Annotated in this window: 18 protein-coding genes; all 18 read right to left on the bottom strand. The window is 62.5% G+C overall.

Going from position 1 to position 17,472, the window contains the following annotated elements; all coding sequences use genetic code 11:
• Positions 1-8: 8 nt before the first annotated feature.
• The gene (locus tag ACQ4WQ_RS13105) at positions 9-686 is read right to left on the bottom strand and encodes a type 1 glutamine amidotransferase domain-containing protein (RefSeq protein WP_436497636.1); all 678 of its coding nucleotides are present in this window, start codon (positions 684-686) and stop codon (positions 9-11) included.
• 22 nt (positions 687-708) lie between these two features.
• A complete protein-coding gene (locus ACQ4WQ_RS13110; RefSeq protein WP_436497638.1) occupies positions 709-1,872 on the bottom strand; it encodes an iron-containing alcohol dehydrogenase in 1,164 nt (387 codons plus the stop codon).
• Between the two features lie 82 nt (positions 1,873-1,954).
• Positions 1,955-2,557 carry a TetR/AcrR family transcriptional regulator gene (locus tag ACQ4WQ_RS13115; protein ID WP_436497640.1) on the bottom strand — a complete coding sequence of 201 codons (603 nt, stop codon included), beginning with the start codon at positions 2,555-2,557 and terminating at the stop codon, positions 1,955-1,957.
• A 137-nt stretch (positions 2,558-2,694) separates the two neighbouring features.
• Positions 2,695-3,474, bottom strand: coding sequence for an enoyl-CoA hydratase (locus ACQ4WQ_RS13120; RefSeq protein WP_326457434.1), 780 nt, complete (start codon positions 3,472-3,474; stop codon positions 2,695-2,697).
• 202 nt (positions 3,475-3,676) lie between these two features.
• Entirely contained in the window at positions 3,677-4,873 is a 1,197-nt protein-coding gene (locus ACQ4WQ_RS13125) for an acetyl-CoA C-acyltransferase (protein ID WP_219117330.1), read from the bottom strand.
• Between the two features lie 68 nt (positions 4,874-4,941).
• Positions 4,942-5,388 carry a PaaI family thioesterase gene (locus ACQ4WQ_RS13130; RefSeq protein WP_121670912.1) on the bottom strand — a complete coding sequence of 149 codons (447 nt, stop codon included), beginning with the start codon at positions 5,386-5,388 and terminating at the stop codon, positions 4,942-4,944.
• Positions 5,389-5,450: 62 nt separating this feature from the next.
• Positions 5,451-7,850, bottom strand: a complete 2,400-nt coding sequence (locus ACQ4WQ_RS13135) for a 3-hydroxyacyl-CoA dehydrogenase/enoyl-CoA hydratase family protein (protein WP_152252242.1) — start codon at positions 7,848-7,850, stop codon at positions 5,451-5,453.
• A 14-nt stretch (positions 7,851-7,864) separates the two neighbouring features.
• The gene (locus ACQ4WQ_RS13140) at positions 7,865-9,655 is read right to left on the bottom strand and encodes an acyl-CoA dehydrogenase C-terminal domain-containing protein (RefSeq protein WP_034753387.1); all 1,791 of its coding nucleotides are present in this window, start codon (positions 9,653-9,655) and stop codon (positions 7,865-7,867) included.
• Positions 9,656-9,732: 77 nt separating this feature from the next.
• Positions 9,733-10,335 (bottom strand): TetR/AcrR family transcriptional regulator, encoded by a 603-nt coding sequence (locus ACQ4WQ_RS13145; RefSeq protein ID WP_436498329.1) that lies wholly within the window; start codon positions 10,333-10,335, stop codon positions 9,733-9,735.
• A gap of 257 nt (positions 10,336-10,592) precedes the next feature.
• Positions 10,593-10,982, bottom strand: coding sequence for an RNA-binding S4 domain-containing protein (locus ACQ4WQ_RS13150; protein ID WP_326456635.1), 390 nt, complete (start codon positions 10,980-10,982; stop codon positions 10,593-10,595).
• A complete protein-coding gene (gene clsB, locus ACQ4WQ_RS13155; protein WP_436497644.1) occupies positions 10,979-12,142 on the bottom strand; it encodes a cardiolipin synthase ClsB in 1,164 nt (387 codons plus the stop codon). Before clsB ends, ACQ4WQ_RS13150 begins: the two co-directional genes overlap by 4 nt.
• Before the next feature lie 9 nt (positions 12,143-12,151).
• Positions 12,152-12,973 carry an endonuclease/exonuclease/phosphatase family protein gene (locus ACQ4WQ_RS13160; RefSeq protein ID WP_436497646.1) on the bottom strand — a complete coding sequence of 274 codons (822 nt, stop codon included), beginning with the start codon at positions 12,971-12,973 and terminating at the stop codon, positions 12,152-12,154.
• A 73-nt stretch (positions 12,974-13,046) separates the two neighbouring features.
• Positions 13,047-13,340: a hypothetical protein gene (locus ACQ4WQ_RS13165; protein WP_046682130.1), complete on the bottom strand. Its 294-nt coding sequence runs from the start codon at positions 13,338-13,340 to the stop codon at positions 13,047-13,049.
• 19 nt (positions 13,341-13,359) lie between these two features.
• Positions 13,360-13,824, bottom strand: a complete 465-nt coding sequence (gene nudB / locus ACQ4WQ_RS13170) for a dihydroneopterin triphosphate diphosphatase (protein WP_326456631.1) — start codon at positions 13,822-13,824, stop codon at positions 13,360-13,362.
• Between the two features lie 85 nt (positions 13,825-13,909).
• On the bottom strand, positions 13,910-15,706 hold the full coding sequence (gene aspS / locus ACQ4WQ_RS13175; RefSeq protein ID WP_070221635.1) for an aspartate--tRNA ligase: 1,797 nt from the start codon (positions 15,704-15,706) through the stop codon (positions 13,910-13,912).
• A 69-nt stretch (positions 15,707-15,775) separates the two neighbouring features.
• Positions 15,776-16,417, bottom strand: a complete 642-nt coding sequence (locus ACQ4WQ_RS13180) for a DUF502 domain-containing protein (protein WP_436497648.1) — start codon at positions 16,415-16,417, stop codon at positions 15,776-15,778.
• A 40-nt stretch (positions 16,418-16,457) separates the two neighbouring features.
• The gene (locus ACQ4WQ_RS13185; protein WP_436497650.1) at positions 16,458-16,766 is read right to left on the bottom strand and encodes an FmdB family zinc ribbon protein; all 309 of its coding nucleotides are present in this window, start codon (positions 16,764-16,766) and stop codon (positions 16,458-16,460) included.
• A gap of 91 nt (positions 16,767-16,857) precedes the next feature.
• A complete protein-coding gene (locus tag ACQ4WQ_RS13190) occupies positions 16,858-17,460 on the bottom strand; it encodes a methyltransferase (RefSeq protein WP_436497652.1) in 603 nt (200 codons plus the stop codon).
• Positions 17,461-17,472: the final 12 nt, after the last annotated feature.

Here is a 17,472-nt window from a genome sequence, read left to right on the forward strand (position 1 = left end):
GCGGGACATCAAGCCAGCAGCTTGAGCAGCGCCTGGGCGGCCGCTTCCGACGAGGCCGGGTTCTGGCCCGTGACCAGCAAGCCATCGGTGACGGCGTACGGCTGCCAGTCGCCCAGCTTCGAATAAACGCCGCCGTTTTGCTTGAGCATGTCCTCGACGAGGAAAGGCACGATGGCCGTCAAGCCGACGGCGTCTTCCTCGGTATTCGTAAAGCCCGTCACCTGCTTGCCGCGCACCAGCGGCGAGCCGTCGGCCGCCTTCACATGGCGCAGCACGCCAGGCGCGTGGCAGACGGCGGCAACGGGCTTGCCGGCGGCGATCATCTGCTCGATCAGCGCGATCGAGTGCGGGTCTTCGGCCAGGTCCCACAGCGGGCCATGGCCGCCCGGGTAGAACACGGCGTCGAAGTCGGCCGCCTTCACGTCGGCCAGCTTGCCCGTGTTGGCCAGCACGGCTTGCGCAGCGGCATCCTGCTTGAAGCGGCGCGTGGCGTCCGTTTGCGAATCGGGTGCGTCGCTTTTCGGGTCCAGCGGCGGCTGGCCGCCGTTGGGCGAAACGACCGTCAGCTGCGCGCCCGCTTCCTGCAAGGCATAGTAGGGCGCGGCGAATTCTTCCAGCCAGAAGCCGGTTTTCTTGCCCGTGTCGCCCAGTTGATCGTGCGAGGTCAGTACCATCAGGATGTTCATGTTGTTTCCTTTTATGTCAGGGTTACAGTGCTGCTTCGAGAATACGGCGGCTGCGCGCGAGGTCGATATCGCGGTGTTCGCCGAGGGAGGTCATGCCATGTGCTTCCAGTTGCGTCAAAACCGCTTCCACCGCTTCCTGGCCCAGCTGATAGGCCGACAAGCGGGTCGGAATGCCCAGCCCTTCAAAGAAGGCGCGGGTGCGGGCGATGGCGGCGGCTATGCGCTCGTCGTCGCTGCCCTGCGTGATGTTCCAGACACGTTCGCCATATTGCAGCAATTTGCCGCGTTTCTGCTCGCGCTGCACGTCCAGCAGTGCGGGCAGCACCAGGGCCAGGGTGCGCGCATGGTCGATGTCGTACAGGGCCGTCAGTTCGTGGCCGATCATGTGGGTAGCCCAGCCCTGCGGCACGCCGGCGCCGATCAGGCCATTCAGGGCCAGGGTGGCCGTCCACATCAGGTTGGCGCGGGTGGCGTAATCGTCGGGCGAGGCGACCGCCTGCGGCGCGATCTCGACCAGAGTCTGCAGCAAGCCTTCGGCAAAGCGGTCCTGCACCTTCGCCTGCACCGGATAGGTCAGATACTGTTCCGTGGTGTGGACGAAGGCGTCGACCAGGCCATTGGCCACCTGCGTGGCCGGCAAGGTAAACGTTTTGCTGGGGTCGAGCACGGAAAACTGCGGGTACAGCAGCGGGTTGCGAAAACTCAGCTTGGCATGCGTGGCTTTTTTCGTCACCACGCCGCCGCTGTTCATTTCCGACCCCGTGGCCGGCAAGGTCAGCACCGCGCCGAACGGCAGGGCGCGCTGCACGTTGGCGCCGCCACGCTCGGCGATTTCCCACGGCTCGCCGTCGTACAGGGCGGCCGCGGCGACGAACTTGGTGCCGTCGATCACGGAGCCGCCGCCGACGGCCAGCAGGAAGTCCAGCTTCTCGCCGCGCACCTGTGCCACGGCGCGCATCAGGGTTTCATAGCTGGGATTGGGTTCGATGCCGCCAAACTCCTGCACCGTGCGCTGGCCCAGCGCGAGAGCAGTGCGCACTTCGGCCAGGGTGCCCGTCTTTTCCGCGCTGGCGCCGCCGTACAAGATCAGCACGCGCGCATCGGGCGGCACCAGGGTGGACAATTTGGCGACCGTGTCGGCACCGAAAACGATACGGGTCGGATTGTGGAATTCAAAATTCTTCATGCTGCTCCTTTATTATTAGACTGGTCGTCTAGAATGCAGTTCAAAAAAACGCGGACGTCTGTCATCCGCGTGTCTGGCGCCCTTATTGATCCGGCGGCAGCTGCAACATGGCCAGGGTCGCCCGCCAGGCCGTTTGCAAGGCGCTGGCGTCGCGCCGCAGCTTGGTCAGCAGGGCCGCGCCCAGCCACAGCTGGTACAAGGTGGCGGCCATCTGCGCCGGGTCGGCCACCGATGGCAGCGAATCGTCCACCCTGCCCCGCGCGATGGCCAGGGCCAGCCTGGCGATGATGCGGTGGGTGCCGTCGAGCAGCGCCACGCGCATCGGTTCCGACATGTCCGCCACTTCGCTGCTGAGCTTGACCACCAGGCAACGGCAGTCGCAGCCGCTGCCATCGAGGCTGTCGCTGGTCCAGCTGGCCCAATACGCCATCAGCGACCGCGCCGCGTTCTGGCCGGGCTGGCCCAGCATGCGTTCCATTTCGTCCAGGTAGCGCGTTACGTAGTCTTCCAGCATCGCTACGCCAAACAATTCCTTGGACTTGAAGTAATGGTAGAACGAGCCCTTGGGCACGTCGGCGGCCGACAAAATCTCGTTCAGCCCCACGCCGGCAAAGCCCTTGCGCGTGATGATGACCTTGCCCTGGTCGATAATGTGCTGGCGCACGTCGGTGTATTCAGCTTTCATGCGAGGCATTGTAGCACAATTAGACCAGTCGTCTAGATTAAAGCGAGCCCAGATAAAAATTCTGGGGTCAGCCCCTCAAGGCCGCTAACTCAGCGGCTTGCACTCACGGGCGCGGGGGTCTGCCCCCGGCAGTCAGCTTAGGCAAACTTCTTGAAATCCGGCTTCCTCTTTTCAAAGAAGGCCGTAAATGCTTCCTTCGCTTCGGCGCCGCCCAGCATGGCGCTGAACAGTTTGTTTTCCTCGGCGATGGCCGCCTTCATCGGTTCCATGCGGCTTTGCTTCATCAGGCGCTTGGTGGCGCGGATGGACGCTGCTGGCAGGGCCACCAGCTTGGCGGCCTGGCCTTGCGCGAACGTCATCAGGTCGTACAGGGGCACGACTTTCGAGACCAGGCCCATTTCCAGCGCTTCGCTGGCGGGGAAGGACTCGCCCAGCATCAGCTTTTCCGCCGCGCGCGGGTAGCCGGCCAGTTGCGTGAGCAGCAGGCTGGAGCCAAATTCCGGGCACAGGCCCAACTGCGTGAACGGCATCGAGAAGCTGGCGTTGTCGGCCGCGTAGACGAGGTCGCAGTGCATCAACAGCGTGGTGCCGATGCCGATGGCGGGGCCGGAGACGGCAGCCACCACGGGCTTGCTGCTGCCGTACAGGGCGCGCATGAACTGGAACACGGGACGGTCATGGTCGAGCGAGCCATCCTTCGGGCGCGCCGTCTTCATGAAATCATCGAGGTCGTTGCCGGCCGTGAAAATCTCGCGCTTGCCGCAGATCAGGATGGCACGTACTGCATCGTCCGTCTCGGCCGCCACCAGCGCATCGGCCAGAGTCTGGTACATGGCGCCCGTGATCGCATTCTTGCGTTCCAGGCGGTTGAATTCCAGGGTCAGAATGCCCTCGCTCTTGCTGCACACAATATCCATGTCGTCTCCAAATGATAAAGGGCGCCAAGGTAATCCCCAGCGCCCAAGTTTTGACTAATCTAATCTGACCTCTTGCGTCACGACGCCTGGCAGAAGCGTAGCGAGCGGCAGCGAGTTGTGGCCGAGACGCGCAGCTGTGCGAAGGCACAGTGAGCATCGCAGGCCGCGAATCGCAACGCGCAGTAGCTTATGCCAGGTGTCATCAGACGCGCTCGAAGATGCCTGCCGCGCCCATGCCGGCGCCCACGCACATCGTCACCATGCCGTACTTCTGCTTGGTGCGCTGCAGCGCGTGGATCACGGTCGCGGCGCGGATGGCGCCGGTGGCGCCCAGCGGGTGGCCCAGGGCGATCGCGCCGCCCATCGGGTTCACTTTTGCCGGGTCCAGGCCCAGGTCGCCGATGACGGCCAATGCCTGTGCGGCAAACGCTTCGTTCAGCTCGATCCAGTCCAGCTGGTCTTGCGTGATGCCGGCGGCGGCGCATGCTGCAGGAATGGCGAATTTCGGACCGATGCCCATGATTTCCGGCGGCACGCCGCGCACGGCGAACGAGGAGAATTTCGCCAGCGGGGTCAGGTTATGCTCGCGCAGGATTTTTTCGCTGACGATCAGCAGCGCGCCGGCGCCATCGGACATCTGCGAGCTGTTGGCGGCCGTCACGCTGCCCTTGGCGGCGAAGACCGGCTTCAGCTTGGCCAGCGATTCCATCGACGAATCGGCGCGCGCGCCTTCGTCCGTGTCGACGGTGCGGCGCGTGACATCGACCTGGCCGGTAGCCAGGTTCGGCGTGCGCGTGATGATTTCCACTGGCGTCGTTTCCGCCTTGAAGAAACCGGCTTGCTGCGCGGCGATGGCGCGGCGGTGCGATTCGACGGAGAACGCGTCCTGCTGTTCGCGCGACACCTTCCATTGCTGCGCCACTTTTTCGGCCGTCAGGCCCATGCCGTAGGCCATGCCGATGTTCTCGTCGCTGAACATGTCCAGGTTCATCGATGGGTGGTGGCCCATCATCGGCACCATCGACATCGATTCGATGCCGCCGGCGATCATGACGTCGGCTTCGCCCACGCGGATGCGGTCGGCCGCCATGGCGATGGCCGTGATACCCGAGGCGCAGTAACGGTTGACGGTGACGCCGCCCACGGTTTTCGGCAAGCCGGCCAGCAGCACCGAGTTACGGGCGATATTGAAGCCCTGCTCCGCTTCCGGGAACGAGCAGCCGATGATGGCGTCAGTGATCAATGCAGGGTCCAGGCCAGGCGCTTGCGCCAGGGCCGATTGCAGCACGCGCACCAGCAGGTCGTCCGGGCGGGTGTTTCTGAACATGCCACGCGGCGCCTTGCCGATCGGGGTGCGGGTTGCAGAGACGATGTAGGCGTCTTGAAGTTGTTTGCTCATTTTGTTCTTTCAAAGATGTTGAACGAGGTTCGTGTTCTGTCGAATGTCCGGGGTAGTCAGGTTGCCGCTTAGCGCTTCTGCGACAAATACCAGTCCACCGTCACCTGTGCCGCCAGCGTGCCTTCGGCATCGAAAATATCGACTGCCACAGGAAACGCCACCTTGCCATCCTGCGCCAGCTGCGCCTTCAAGGCAGCCAGGTCGCCCGGCACGCGGCCTTCGGCGCGCGTCGCGCCCCGGGCCACCTTCTGGTAGGCGATGCGCGACTCCTTGGCCACCGGGCGCAAACCCAGTATCAGCTCGGCGAAGCCGCCAGCCATGGCCGCGCCGGATGCCGTTTCGGCCAGGGTAAACAAGGCGCCCGCGTGCTGCGTGCCCAGATGATTATGCAGTTTGGGATCGTCCGGCAGCGACACCTTCGAGGTGCCGGCGCCGATCTCGTCGATGCTGATCCCCAGCAGCCGCACGAAGGGCAAGGTGTCCATCATCTGTTGTTTGATACGGTCATACACCATGCTTGGCCTCACGCGCAGCAATACTTTAAAAACAAGGGACAGGATCGTCATCGACGTTGTGCTTAGTTGCGTACCGGCTTACCGGTCTGCATCATGCCCATGATCCGTTCCTGGGTTTTCGGATGGTTCAACAGCTCCAGGAATGCCTTGCGTTCCATATCCAGCAGCCACTGTTCGCTGACGAAACTGCCCTGGTCCACGTCGCCGCCCGATACGATCTCGGCGATCATCTCGCCCAGCTTGAAATCGTGCGCCGAAATGAAGCCGCCGTCGCGCATGTTGACCAGCTGCGCCTTGATGGTGCCCCAGCCGTAACGGCCCGTGACCTGGATCAGCGACGGCAGCGCCGGACGGAAGCCCGCGTCGAACATGGCGCGCGCTTCGACCTTGGCCACGTGCAGCAGCTCGTAGGCGTTGAACACGATCACGTCGTCTTCCTTCAGGTAGCCCATCTTCTTCGCTTCCAGCGCCGATTTCGACACGTTGGCGGTGGCCGCATTGGTGAAGCCCGTTTTCAGGAATTGCAGGATGTCGTTACCCTTGGCTTCCTTGTAGGCGCGCTGCGCCGCTTCCTTCAAGCCGCCGCCGGCAGGAATCAGGCCCACGCCCACTTCCACCAGGCCGATGTAGGACTCGATCGACGCCACGCGCTTCGACGCGTGCAGCGCCAGCTCGCAACCGCCGCCCAGTGCCAGGCCAGCGACCGCGGCGATCACCGGCACGTTCGCGTATTTCAGCGACATGAAGGTGTTCTGCAGTTCCGCGATGATCGGATCGACGGCTTTCACGCCGCCTTGCATGAACGCTGGCAGGGCCGATTGCAGGTCGGCACCGGCCGAGAAGGCGCCGCCTTCGGCTGCGTCCGCGTGCCAGATCACCAGGCCCTTGAAGTTCTTTTCCGCTTCGGCCAGAGCCAGTTTCAGGCCGTTGATCACGCCTTCGCCGATCACGTGCATCTTGGTCTTGAACGAGATGATCAGGACGTCGTCGCCCGTATGCCAGACGCGCACGGATTCGTCTTCGAAGACGGTGGTGCCGGCGGTCTTGCCGTCGATGGCGCCGCTGCCCAAGACCGGCGCGCGGAACGGCTGGCGGTCGTACACGGCCAGGCTCGAGCGTGGCACGAAGCTGTTCGACACGGCGGAATACGAACCTTCCGGCGTGTGCACGCCGCCTTTTTCAGCGACCGGACCCTCGAAGACCCAGGCTGGCAGCGGTGCGTTGCACAGCGCGTGGCCGGCGTCGATGTCTTCCTTGACCCAGTTGGCCACTTGCAGCCAGTTCGATGCCTGCCACGTTTCAAACGGACCGACGTTCCAGCCGAAGCCCCAGCGCATGGCGAAGTCGATATCGCGCGCATTGTCGGCCACGGTGTCCAGATGGATGGCGATGTAATGGAAAGCGTCGCGGAAGATCGCCCACAGGAACTGGCCTTGCGGATTCGTCGATTCGCGCAGCGCCTTCATCTTCTTGACCGGATCCTTTTCCTTCAGGATGCGGGCGATGATGTCGGCCGCCTTGGCGCCGCCGGCCACGTATTCACCGGTGGCGAAGTCGAGGCGCAAGATATCCTTGCCGACCTTCTTGTAGAAGCCCGCGCCGCTCTTCTGGCCCAGCGCGCCTTTTTCCACCAGCTGCGCCAGCACGGCCGGCGTCTTGTAGACGGCGGCGAACGGGTCGTTCGGCAGGTAGTCCTGCATGGTCTTGATCACATGGCCCATGGTGTCCAGGCCGACCACGTCCGCCGTGCGGAAGGTGCCCGACTTGGCGCGGCCCAGCTTGGAGCCGGTCAGGTCATCGACGACGTCCACGGACAGTCCGAATTTTTCCGCTTCATGCACGATGGCCAGGATGCCGAACACGCCCACGCGGTTGGCGATGAAGTTCGGCGTGTCCTTTGCGCGGACCACGCCCTTGCCCAGGGTGGTGGTCAGGAAGCCTTCCAGCTGGTCGCTGATCTCGGGCTTGGTGAACTCGGTCGGGATGATTTCGACCAGGTGCATATAGCGCGGCGGATTGAAGAAGTGCACGCCGCAGTAGCGCGATTTCAGGTCGGCGTCGAAGCCCTCGGCCAGCTTGGTGATCGACAGGCCCGAGGTGTTCGAGGCGAAGATCGCGTTCGGACCGATGTGCGGGGCCACCTTCTGGTACAGGTCGTGTTTCCAGTCCATGCGCTCGGCGATGGCTTCGATGATCAGGTCGCAACCGGCCAGCAAGTCCAGGTTGTCTTCGTAGTTGGCCACCTGGATCAGCGCGGCGTCATCCTTGTTGCCCAGCGGCGCAGGCGACAGTTTTTTCAGGTTCTCGATGGCGCGCAGCACGATGCCATTCTTTGGACCTTCCTTTGCAGGCAGGTCGAACAGCACGACCGGCACTTTCGCGTTGATGCAATGGGCGGCGATCTGCGCGCCCATCACGCCGGCGCCGAGGACGGCTACTTTTTTAACGATGAAATTGGTCATATTTTCCTCAAGTCTTAGAACAGGTCTGCGTCGAGTGCCATCAGGTTGGCCGAACCGGAACGCGCCTGACGGATCAGGGTTGCCGTCTCAGGCTGCAAGCGGGCGAAGTAGAAACGTGCGGTAGCCAGTTTGGCGGTGTAGAACTTGTCGCCGCTGGATTCTTTTTCGAGGGCGATCTTGGCCATCTGCGCGAACAGATAGCTGTAGATCATGTGGCCGACGACGCGCAGGTAAGGCACGCAGGCCGCGCCCACTTCGTCAGGATTCTGAAAGGCCTTCATGCCGATTTCCATGGTCAGCTTGGTGACTTTGTCGCCCAGGTCGCCCAGTGGGGTGACGAATTCGCTCATCGCTTCATCGGTGCCGTTGTCTTCGACGAAGGCCTTGATCTTTTCGCCGAACTTGCGCAGCTTGGCGCCGTTGTCGCCCAGGATCTTGCGGCCCAGCAGATCCAGCGACTGGATCGTGTTCGTGCCTTCGTAGATCATGTTGATGCGCGCGTCGCGCACATACTGCTCCATGCCCCATTCGGAGATGTAGCCGTGGCCGCCGAACACTTGCATCGCGTCCGAGGTGGCGATCCAGGCGTTATCGGTGATGAAAGCCTTGATGACGGGCGTCAGCAGCGCCACTTCATCGGCCGCTTCCTTGCGCACGTCGGCGTCCGGGTGGTGCAGTTCGCGGTCGATCTGCAGCGCCACGTACGAGGTGAAGGCGCGCGCGCCTTCGGCGTAGGCTTTGCCCGTCAACAGCATGCGGCGCACGTCAGGGTGCACGATGATGCGGTCGGCCGGCAGTTCCGGGTTCTTGATGCCGGACAGCGAACGCATTTGCGTGCGGTCCTTGGCGTAGATCAGCGCGTTCTGGTAGGCGATTTCCGTCAGGCCCAGCGACTGCATGCCCACGCCCAGGCGGGCCGCGTTCATGAAGACGAACATGGCGTTGAGGCCCTTGTTCGGCTGGCCGATGATCCAGCCTTTCGCGCCGTCCAGGTTCATCTGGCAGGTCGAATTGCCGTGGATGCCCATTTTTTCTTCGATGGCGCCGCAGGTGATCGGGTTGCGCTCGCCGACCGTGCCATCGGCATTCGGCAGGAATTTCGGCACCAGGAACAGCGAGATGCCTTTCGAGCCTTCCGGTGCGTCCGGCACCCGGGCCAGCACCAGGTGCAGGATGTTTTCCGCCATGTCGTGCTCGCCGGCCGAGATGAAGATCTTGTTGCCGGTGATGGTCCAAGAACCGTCCGCCTCAGGCAGCGCTTTCGAGCGCAGCAGGCCCAGGTCGGTGCCGCAGTGCGGTTCGGTCAGGCACATGGTGCCCGTCCATTCGCCCGACACCAATTTTGGCAGGTAGACTTCCTTCTGGTGGTCGGTGCCGTGTTCCTTCAGGCATTCGTAGGCGCCGTGCGACAGGCCGGGGTACATGGACCAGGCCTGGTTCGACGAGTTCAGCATTTCATAGAACGAATTGTTCAGCACGACAGGCAAGCCCTGGCCGCCGTATTCCGGATCGCAAGCCAGTGCCGCCCAGCCGCCTTCGACGTACTGCTTGTAGGCTTCCTTGAAACCTTTCGGCGTGGTCACGCTTTTCGTGACGGGGTCGTGATGGCAGCCTTCGCGGTCGCCGGAGTGGTTCAGCGGGAACAATACTTCGGAGGTGAATTTGCCGCCCTCTTCCAGCACCTGGTTGATGATGTCGGCGTCGACGTCGGCGTACGACGGCATTTGCTTCAGTTCTTCTTCCACTTGCAGGAACTCATGCAGGACGAATTGCATATCCCGGATTGGCGCGACGTATTGACCCATAATTTTCTCCTGAAGACGATTAGCTAAAGTGTTGTACTTGTAGTGCGTGTGCGTTGTTGCGGATACTGCCTGACGGCTTATTTGCTTGTGACGCAATTCTGGTACGACGCCAGCAGGCGGACAAAGCCCGCTTGCGCCCGTTCGATGCTGCCCGGCACGCGCAGGAAGCGCGCGTCGTGATGCAGGGCCAGGATTAAGCCATACATCTCGTACACCAGCTGCTGGGCGTCCGTGTCCGCTTTCAGGTCGCCCGTGGCGATCGATTGCTCGACACAGCGCAGCAGCGCGCCCTGCCAGGCCTGCACCATGGCCACCAGGGCCTCGCGGATGGGGCCGGGACGGTCGTCATACTCGACGGCGCCGCTGATATAGATGCAGCCGGAAGCGATCTCCACGCTGACCCGCTTGACCCAGCGCGCAAACATCGATTGCAGACGCTGGATGCCGCGCGGTTCTTTCATGCTGGGGAAAAAGACTTCTTGCTCGAAACGATAGTGGTAGAGCTTGAGCACTTCCATCTGCAAGTCTTCGCGCGAGCCGAAGTGGGCAAACACGCCCGACTTGCTCATGTTCATTTTGTCCGCAAGCAGCCCAATGGTCAGGCCTTCCAGGCCGTCGCGGCTGGACAGGTCCAGCGCCACGTCGAGGATGGCTGCACGGGTCAGTTCGCCCTTGCGCATGAATTTGACTGAAGTATTCAAGATGTCCGTTCTAAAAGTGATGTTGCCGATTTGGCGGACTGAAGCGAGGGTAAAAAAAAGCACGCTTCGAAAAAATCCGAACGCTCGTACTATTATCCACTACCACGTAAAAGTCAAACGGGAACTTTAGAGCCGGCGTTCTATTGGTGCAGCGCAGCATTTTTTGGCCGCGTGTTTGTATCGGTTTCAGGCGGCAAAAGCGCTGCGCGCCCTTGCCCTGCAGCAACAAGCGCGCCTCAGTCGAGGCCGCCAGCCTTGCTCAATTGACGGCGGTCGCGCTTGGTCGGCCGGCCTTTGATGGTGGTGCCCGGCTCGCGGAACAGCTTGCGTTCCTCGGCCAGCTGCTCGCGGCGGGCGATGCTGGCCGGCGTTTCGCCGTACAGCAAGCGCGCCACGCTTGCCGCGCCGCGCTTGTCGGACAGGCCCAGCACGGCCACTTCCCACGTTTCCGCGCCGTTGTCGATGGCCAGCTCGTCGCCCACACGCACGCTGCGCGCCGGTTTCACGCGCTCGCCGCCCACCTTGACCTTGCCCGTGTCGACGGCTTCGCTGGCCAGCGAGCGCGTCTTGAAGAAGCGCGCCGCCCACAGCCATTTGTCCAGCCTGACCGTTGTCATTTCGTTCATGCGTACTTGCCCACTGAAAAAATGCGCATCACCAGCCGGTACACGAGGAAGGCGGCTTCGTAGCCGATGCGCCGGAAACGGCCGATGTGCTTGAAATCATCCTGGTGGATCACGATGCCGTCGGCCACGCCCTGCTCGATATGCTGGCGCAGGCTTTGCGCGAAGGCCACGTCCTTGATCACCACGTTCGCTTCCTGATTCAGGAACAGGCTCAGCGCGTCAATATTGCTCGAACCCACCGTCGCCCAGTCATCGTCGACGACGGCCACCTTGGCGTGCAGCTGCGTCTTGCGGTATTCGACGATTTTCACGCCGGCGGCCAGCAGTTTCGGATAAAACGAGTGCGCCACGGCATCCTGCATGCGGAATTCGCCCACGCCGATCAGCAGCACCACGTCGACGCCCCGCTGGGCCGCCTGGGCCAGGGCGCGGCGCAGCTTGTGCCCGGGCGCGAAATACGGGTTGGCCAGCATCACGCTTTTCCTCGCCTGGCCCAGCGCCTGCAGGTAGGCGCGCTGGATGGTGCGGCGGTTGCGCAGGTTGTCGCGCACGACAAAGCCGGCCACCACGGGGTTCTTCGCCAGCTCCTTGCTGACGACGCGCATCTTGCGGTACAGCTTGATACGCCGCACCAGATTCATCTTGCCCAAGCGCGCCCACTGCGCATGCGCCTCTTCATGGATGGCGTCCACCAGCGGGCCCTTCACCTGCACGGCGAAATCCCAGCGCGGCGCTTCCAGGCTGATGTTGTGGTCGTAGTCGCAAAACATGTCGTCGTTGATATTGATGCCACCCACCAGGGCAATTTCTCCATCTGCCACGCAGATCTTGCGGTGCGTGCGCGTGATGCCGCGCCGGAACCACGGGTTGAAGATGCGGTGGTGCACGCCCGCCGCTTCCAGCTGCGCATGCATGGCCTTGACGCGGCGGTTGCCCGTGCCGAACCAGTCCGTGATCATGCACACCAGCACGCCGCGCGCGGCCGCCCGCTTCAGGGCGTCGAGCACCAGGGTGCCCGTCGCGTCATCGGCAAAGATATAGGTTTCGAAATAGACTTCCGAGCGCGCGCCGTCGATGGCGGCTATGAGCGCGGGAAAGTAATCGGTGCCGCAATACAGCAGCTGGATGTCGTTGTGGGCGATGAAATTGACTGTGCGCATGCCGGCAGTCTACGCGAGTTTCAAAGCAGCAACTATCGGCGCGTGATCCGACAATTTTGCCCACAGGGTGCCATGCATCACTTGCGCGCCTTCCACGTGGAAACCGCGCACATAGATGCGGTCCAGGCGGAACCACGGCAAGGCGGCGGGAAAGGTGCGCGCCGGCACGGGCACGGGCGGCTTCGTCTGGCGCCGCGCCAGGGTGCGCACGAGGTCGCCCAGGGCCGAGTTCGACGCGCGCTGGTCGAACACTTCCACCACGCCCAGCGCATTGCGCAGCTTGTCGCTGAGCGTATTGCGCCAGTCGTTGAAGTCGCCGGCGATGATGACGGGCTCGCCGTTCGGCGCCGATTCCATCACGGCGTCGATCAGCGCCTGCGTCTGCCGGCCCCGTCCCGACTCGAACAGGCCCAGGTGCACCACGTAGCAATGCACGTCGGCCTGCGGCGTTTTCAGCACGCAATGCAGGATGCCGCGCTGCTCATACGCATGGTCGGAGACGTCGTGGTTGGTTTGCGAGGCGATGGGAAACTTGCTAAGCAAGGCGTTGCCATGGTGGCCATGGTCGTACACAGCATTCATGCCGTAGGCGGAATGGTGCTCGGCGCCGGCAAAGAACTCGTGCTGCGACGCTTCCGGCCAATGCTTGTGGCCGTTTTTCTCGGCGCCAAAGCGGGCCGCATTGCGGTCGTGCTTGCCTTGCACTTCCTGCAAAAAGACGACATCGGCATTGAAGAGAGCGATCGCCTGCTTCAATGCGTGAACCCTGGGCAGGCCCCGCACGGAGGAGACACCCTTGTGGATATTATAAGTTGCTACGCGGATTTTCATGCATTGATTCTACTCCCAGACGGGCCCCGCGCGGCGCCTGCGTAGGTGCGCGTGCGCACCTAAACGCGCACAATCAGGCCAGCATGCGTCCCACGCCCGCCGTCACGCTGACGATCAGCGCGGTAATGCCGGCCGCCCAGACGATCTTGACCAGCAACGGCGCGCCGCGCCAGGCCACGGTGCGCTTGCCCTTGGCAAACGCGCCCGGATGCAGCAGCCAGCCGATCGCCATCAGCGGCATGCCGATGGGCGGCGTGCGGCCAGGCACGGTGGAGCTGAACAACAGGAAGATAAAGCACAGGCAGAAAACGATGCCCAGGGTGCCGAGCAGTTTTTGCTGCGCAGTCAAATGTAACCAGTTCAACATGGAATGCTTTCTAGAAAAATCAGGTGGGGCGCGCCAGGCCCGTCATGGCCGGCAATTGCAGTATCGCTTCCGCGTTGGACGACGAGAAACAGCGGTCGGCGGCCGCCAGATAGGGCAGCCACGCGTATTGCAGGTGTTCGCGGGGGCTCAGGGTGATGGCGATGTCGCGCGGCACTTGCACGCTGAACACGTGTTCCGTATTGCGCGTCACGCCGGGCGCATAGCGGTGGCGCCAGATCGGATAGATCTCGTACACATTCGACAGGTTCCAGTCGCGCAGCACGATATCGCGCCCGTCGGCAACGATGCCGGTTTCCTCGAACAGTTCGCGCGCGGCCGTCTGCAGCAGCGGTTCATCGACGGCATCGACGGAACCCGTCACCGACTGCCAGAAGCCGGGCTGGCCCGCGCGTTCAATCAGCAAGACCTCAAGGTCAGCCGTATGAATGACGACCAGCACGGAAACAGGAATTTTATGAGTCATATCAACAATGAAAAAGGCGCCACGACAGCGCCTTTTTTTTGCATAGTGGATCAAACAGCGGCCGCCGGGGCAGCCGCATGCTTCATTACACTACTTTAGGCTCGGCGCTGCGCAAACGGATGTGCAGTTCACGCAATTGCTTCTCGTCCACTTCCGACGGCGCATGGGTCAGCAAGTCTTGCGCGCGCTGGGTTTTCGGGAAGGCGATCACGTCGCGGATCGATTCGGAACCCGTCATCATGGTCACGATACGGTCCAGGCCGAATGCCAGGCCGCCATGCGGTGGCGCGCCGTATTGCAGGGCGTCGAGCAGGAAGCCGAACTTCAGCTGCGCTTCTTCGGCGTCGATCTTCAACGCGCGGAACACTTTCGACTGCACTTCTTCGCGGTGGATACGGATCGAACCGCCGCCCAGTTCCCAGCCGTTCAAGACCATGTCGTAGGCCTTGGCGATGCAGGCGCCCGGATCGCTTTCCAGCATGTCTTCATGGCCGTCTTTCGGCGCGGTGAAGGGATGGTGGGTCGCCGTCCAGCGGTCCGCTTCTTCGTCGTGTTCGAACATCGGGAAGTCGACCACCCACAATGGCTTCCACACGTCTTCGAACAGGCCGGCTTTCTTGCCGAACTCGCTGTGACCGATTTTCACGCGCAGCGCGCCGATGGCGTCGTTGACGACTTTCGCCTTGTCGGCGCCGAAGAAGATCAGGTCGCCGTCTTGCGCGCCCGTCTGCTCGAGGATCGTGGCCAGCACGTCGGCAGGCAGGAACTTGACGATCGGCGACTGCAGACCTTCAGGGCCTTTGGCTTTCTCGTTGACCTTGATGTAAGCGAGGCCCTTGGCGCCGTAGATGGCAACAAATTGCGTGTAGGCATCGATTTCCGAACGGGGCATGCTGCCGCCTTGCGGTACGCGCAGGGCCACCACGCGGCCGCCTTTCATGTTGGCGGCGCCGTTGAAGACCTTGAATTCGACCGACTTCATGACTTCGGTCAAGTCCGTGAAGGCCAGCTTGACGCGCATGTCCGGCTTGTCGGAACCGTACAGGCCCATCGCTTCGGCGAAATCCATCACCGGGAACGGGTTCGGCAAGTCGATGTTCAGGGTGTTCTTGAAGACGACGCGGATCATGTCTTCGAACAGGTCGCGGATTTCCTGTTCCGTCAGGAACGAGGTTTCGCAGTCGATCTGCGTGAATTCAGGCTGGCGGTCAGCGCGCAAGTCTTCGTCGCGGAAGCACTTGGTGATCTGGTAGTAACGGTCGAAGTTAGCGACCATCAACAGTTGCTTGAACAACTGTGGCGATTGCGGCAAGGCGAAGAAGCTGCCCGCGTTCACGCGCGACGGCACCAGGTAGTCGCGCGCGCCTTCTGGCGTCGACTTGGTCAGCATCGGCGTTTCGATGTCGATGAAGCCCAGCGCGTCGAGGTACTTGCGCACTTCCATCGTCACCTTGTAGCGCAGGCGCAGGTTGTTTTGCATTTGCGGGCGGCGCAGGTCCAGCACGCGGTGCGTCAAACGCGTCGTTTCCGACAGGTTGTCGTCGTCCAGCTGGAACGGCACGGGCACGGACGGGTTCAGCACTTCCAGCTCCGAGCAGACCACTTCGATCTTGCCCGACTTCAGGTTGTTGTTGATCGTGCCTTCGATACGGTTGGTCACGACGCCCGTCACGCGCAGGCAGAATTCGTTGCGCACGGCTTCGGCGACCTTGAACATCTCCGCTTGTTCCGGGTTGCAAACGATTTGCACCAGGCCTTCGCGGTCGCGCAAGTCGATGAAAATCAGGCTGCCGTGGTCGCGGCGGCGATGTACCCAGCCGCACAGGCTGACGGTTTGTCCCAGCATGGCTTCGGTAACGAGGCCGCAGTATTCAGTACGCATAGACATAAAATTCTCAGTTCAGGTTAGTGAGTGTTCAATCCGGCCACGTCCCGCATGGGACGCCTGCCTTTATTCTTTGGCTGCCGGGGCCGGTACAGCAACAACTTCCGCAGGCGCCACCACGCCCATCGAGACGATATATTTGAGCGCCGCATCGACGCTCATGTCGAGTTCGACGACATCGCTGCGCTTCATCATCAGGAAAAAGCCTGAGGTCGGGTTCGGCGTCGTCGGCACGTACACGCTGACATAGTCGCCCACCAGGTGGTTCGCCGCATCGCCGCCCGGCACGCCCGTCAGGAAAGCGATGGTCCAGGAGTTCTGGTGCGGATACGGCACCAGCACGGCCTTGCGGAAGGCATTGCCCGACGGGGAAAACAGGGTATCCGACACTTGCTTGACGCTCGAATACAGGGAATTGACGATGGGTATGCGTTGCAGCAATTTTTCCCACAGTTTCACCACGTAATTGCCGACCAGGTTATTCGTCAGCAAGCCCGTGAAGAACACGATCAGCACCGTCAATACCGTGCCCAGGCCGGGAATGGTGCTCAGTGCGGGAACATTGTGGCCGAACCAGACGCTGGGCTGCGTACTGCCGGGCACCAGCAACAGCGACTGGTCCATCGTGCTGATCACCAGATTCAGGACCCAGGCCGTAATGGCCAGGGGCACCAAAATCAGTAATCCGGTAATAAAGTATTTACGCATCGGTTTCTCGGTAATGGATCGTATCGGCGCGGCGCGCGTTTCAGTCCGCTTTCGGCGCAGCGGCAGCCGGGGCGGGCGCAGGCGCAGCAGCAGGCGCGCCCTCGGCGGCCGGGGCGGGCTTGGCGTTATCGGCCGGGCCCGTCGGAATGGCCGTGGTGGGCGCCGTGCCGCCGCGGAAATCGGTCGCGTACCAGCCAGTGCCCTTCAATTGGAAACCGGCGGCCGTCAATTGTTTCTTGAAACTGGGCTTGCCGCACGACAGGCACACCGTCAGTACTGGATCGGAGATCTTTTGCAAGACATCCTTGGCAAAACCACACTCGTCACAACGGTAAGCGTAAATCGGCATCTCTACTCCGAGAAAATCATCAAAAACCCTGAATTATAAAGCTTTTCCGCCATTCCCAGCGGAAAATGCCCGCCCGCTCGGCCTGTCAGGCTCAGTCCGCCCGGCGGCGCCAGCTCATCCAGCGCTCCTTGCCCGCGAAGACGGCGATGGAATCGTCCACGGCGTCGTCGGCCAGGCAGTCGAAATGCGGCGCCAGCAATTCCTGCAGTGCTACGCGCGACATGCCGAACGGCGGCCCCTTGGCATTATCGTCAAAGAAAAAGTAGCCAGCCAGCATGGCGCCCGGCGCCAGCAGCTGCGCCCAGCGGGCCGCCACTTGCGGCCACATGGCGCGCGGCATGGCGCACAGAAAAGCCCGTTCATAGATCAGGTCCAGCGGCGCAGCCGGCTGCCAGGCAAAGAAATCCGCTTCCACCACCTGCCCTGCCCGCTCGCCCAGCTGCCCGCGCGCGGCGGCCACGGCGGCCGGCGAAAAGTCGATGGCCGTGGCATCCCAGCCCTGGTCGAGCATGAAGACCAGTTCATAGGCGGAGCCGCAGCCGGGAATCAGGCAGCGCAGCGGCGCCGGACTGCCGGCCACGAAGCTGCGCAGGCGGGACGGCACGCCGCCATGGTCCCAGGGCGTGAATTGCTTCTCGAAACGCTCGTCCCAGAAGGCGGGCGAAAGCGGATCGCGGGTATGGAAGTCAGCCATCACTTACGTCCT

It is taken from the genome of Janthinobacterium goodfellowi (assembly GCF_051380695.1).
Taxonomy (GTDB): Bacteria; Pseudomonadota; Gammaproteobacteria; order Burkholderiales; family Burkholderiaceae_D; genus Janthinobacterium.

Bases quoted from the DNA above. Each gene is read 5' to 3' on its own strand.
- ACQ4WQ_RS13105 (WP_436497636.1), bottom strand. From the start codon at position 686: ATGAACATCCTGATGGTACTGACCTCGCACGATCAACTGGGCGACACG.
- ACQ4WQ_RS13110 (WP_436497638.1), bottom strand. From the start codon at position 1,872: ATGAAGAATTTTGAATTCCACAATCCGACCCGTATCGTTTTCGGTGCC.
- ACQ4WQ_RS13115 (WP_436497640.1), bottom strand. From the start codon at position 2,557: ATGAAAGCTGAATACACCGACGTGCGCCAGCACATTATCGACCAGGGC.
- ACQ4WQ_RS13120 (WP_326457434.1), bottom strand. From the start codon at position 3,474: ATGGATATTGTGTGCAGCAAGAGCGAGGGCATTCTGACCCTGGAATTC.
- ACQ4WQ_RS13125 (WP_219117330.1), bottom strand. From the start codon at position 4,873: ATGAGCAAACAACTTCAAGACGCCTACATCGTCTCTGCAACCCGCACC.
- ACQ4WQ_RS13130 (WP_121670912.1), bottom strand. From the start codon at position 5,388: ATGGTGTATGACCGTATCAAACAACAGATGATGGACACCTTGCCCTTC.
- ACQ4WQ_RS13135 (WP_152252242.1), bottom strand. From the start codon at position 7,850: ATGACCAATTTCATCGTTAAAAAAGTAGCCGTCCTCGGCGCCGGCGTG.
- ACQ4WQ_RS13140 (WP_034753387.1), bottom strand. From the start codon at position 9,655: ATGGGTCAATACGTCGCGCCAATCCGGGATATGCAATTCGTCCTGCAT.
- ACQ4WQ_RS13145 (WP_436498329.1), bottom strand. From the start codon at position 10,335: ATGCGCAAGGGCGAACTGACCCGTGCAGCCATCCTCGACGTGGCGCTG.
- ACQ4WQ_RS13150 (WP_326456635.1), bottom strand. From the start codon at position 10,982: ATGAACGAAATGACAACGGTCAGGCTGGACAAATGGCTGTGGGCGGCG.
- clsB (WP_436497644.1), bottom strand. From the start codon at position 12,142: ATGCGCACAGTCAATTTCATCGCCCACAACGACATCCAGCTGCTGTAT.
- ACQ4WQ_RS13160 (WP_436497646.1), bottom strand. From the start codon at position 12,973: ATGAAAATCCGCGTAGCAACTTATAATATCCACAAGGGTGTCTCCTCC.
- ACQ4WQ_RS13165 (WP_046682130.1), bottom strand. From the start codon at position 13,340: ATGTTGAACTGGTTACATTTGACTGCGCAGCAAAAACTGCTCGGCACC.
- nudB (WP_326456631.1), bottom strand. From the start codon at position 13,824: ATGACTCATAAAATTCCTGTTTCCGTGCTGGTCGTCATTCATACGGCT.
- aspS (WP_070221635.1), bottom strand. From the start codon at position 15,706: ATGCGTACTGAATACTGCGGCCTCGTTACCGAAGCCATGCTGGGACAA.
- ACQ4WQ_RS13180 (WP_436497648.1), bottom strand. From the start codon at position 16,417: ATGCGTAAATACTTTATTACCGGATTACTGATTTTGGTGCCCCTGGCC.
- ACQ4WQ_RS13185 (WP_436497650.1), bottom strand. From the start codon at position 16,766: ATGCCGATTTACGCTTACCGTTGTGACGAGTGTGGTTTTGCCAAGGAT.
- ACQ4WQ_RS13190 (WP_436497652.1), bottom strand. From the start codon at position 17,460: ATGGCTGACTTCCATACCCGCGATCCGCTTTCGCCCGCCTTCTGGGAC.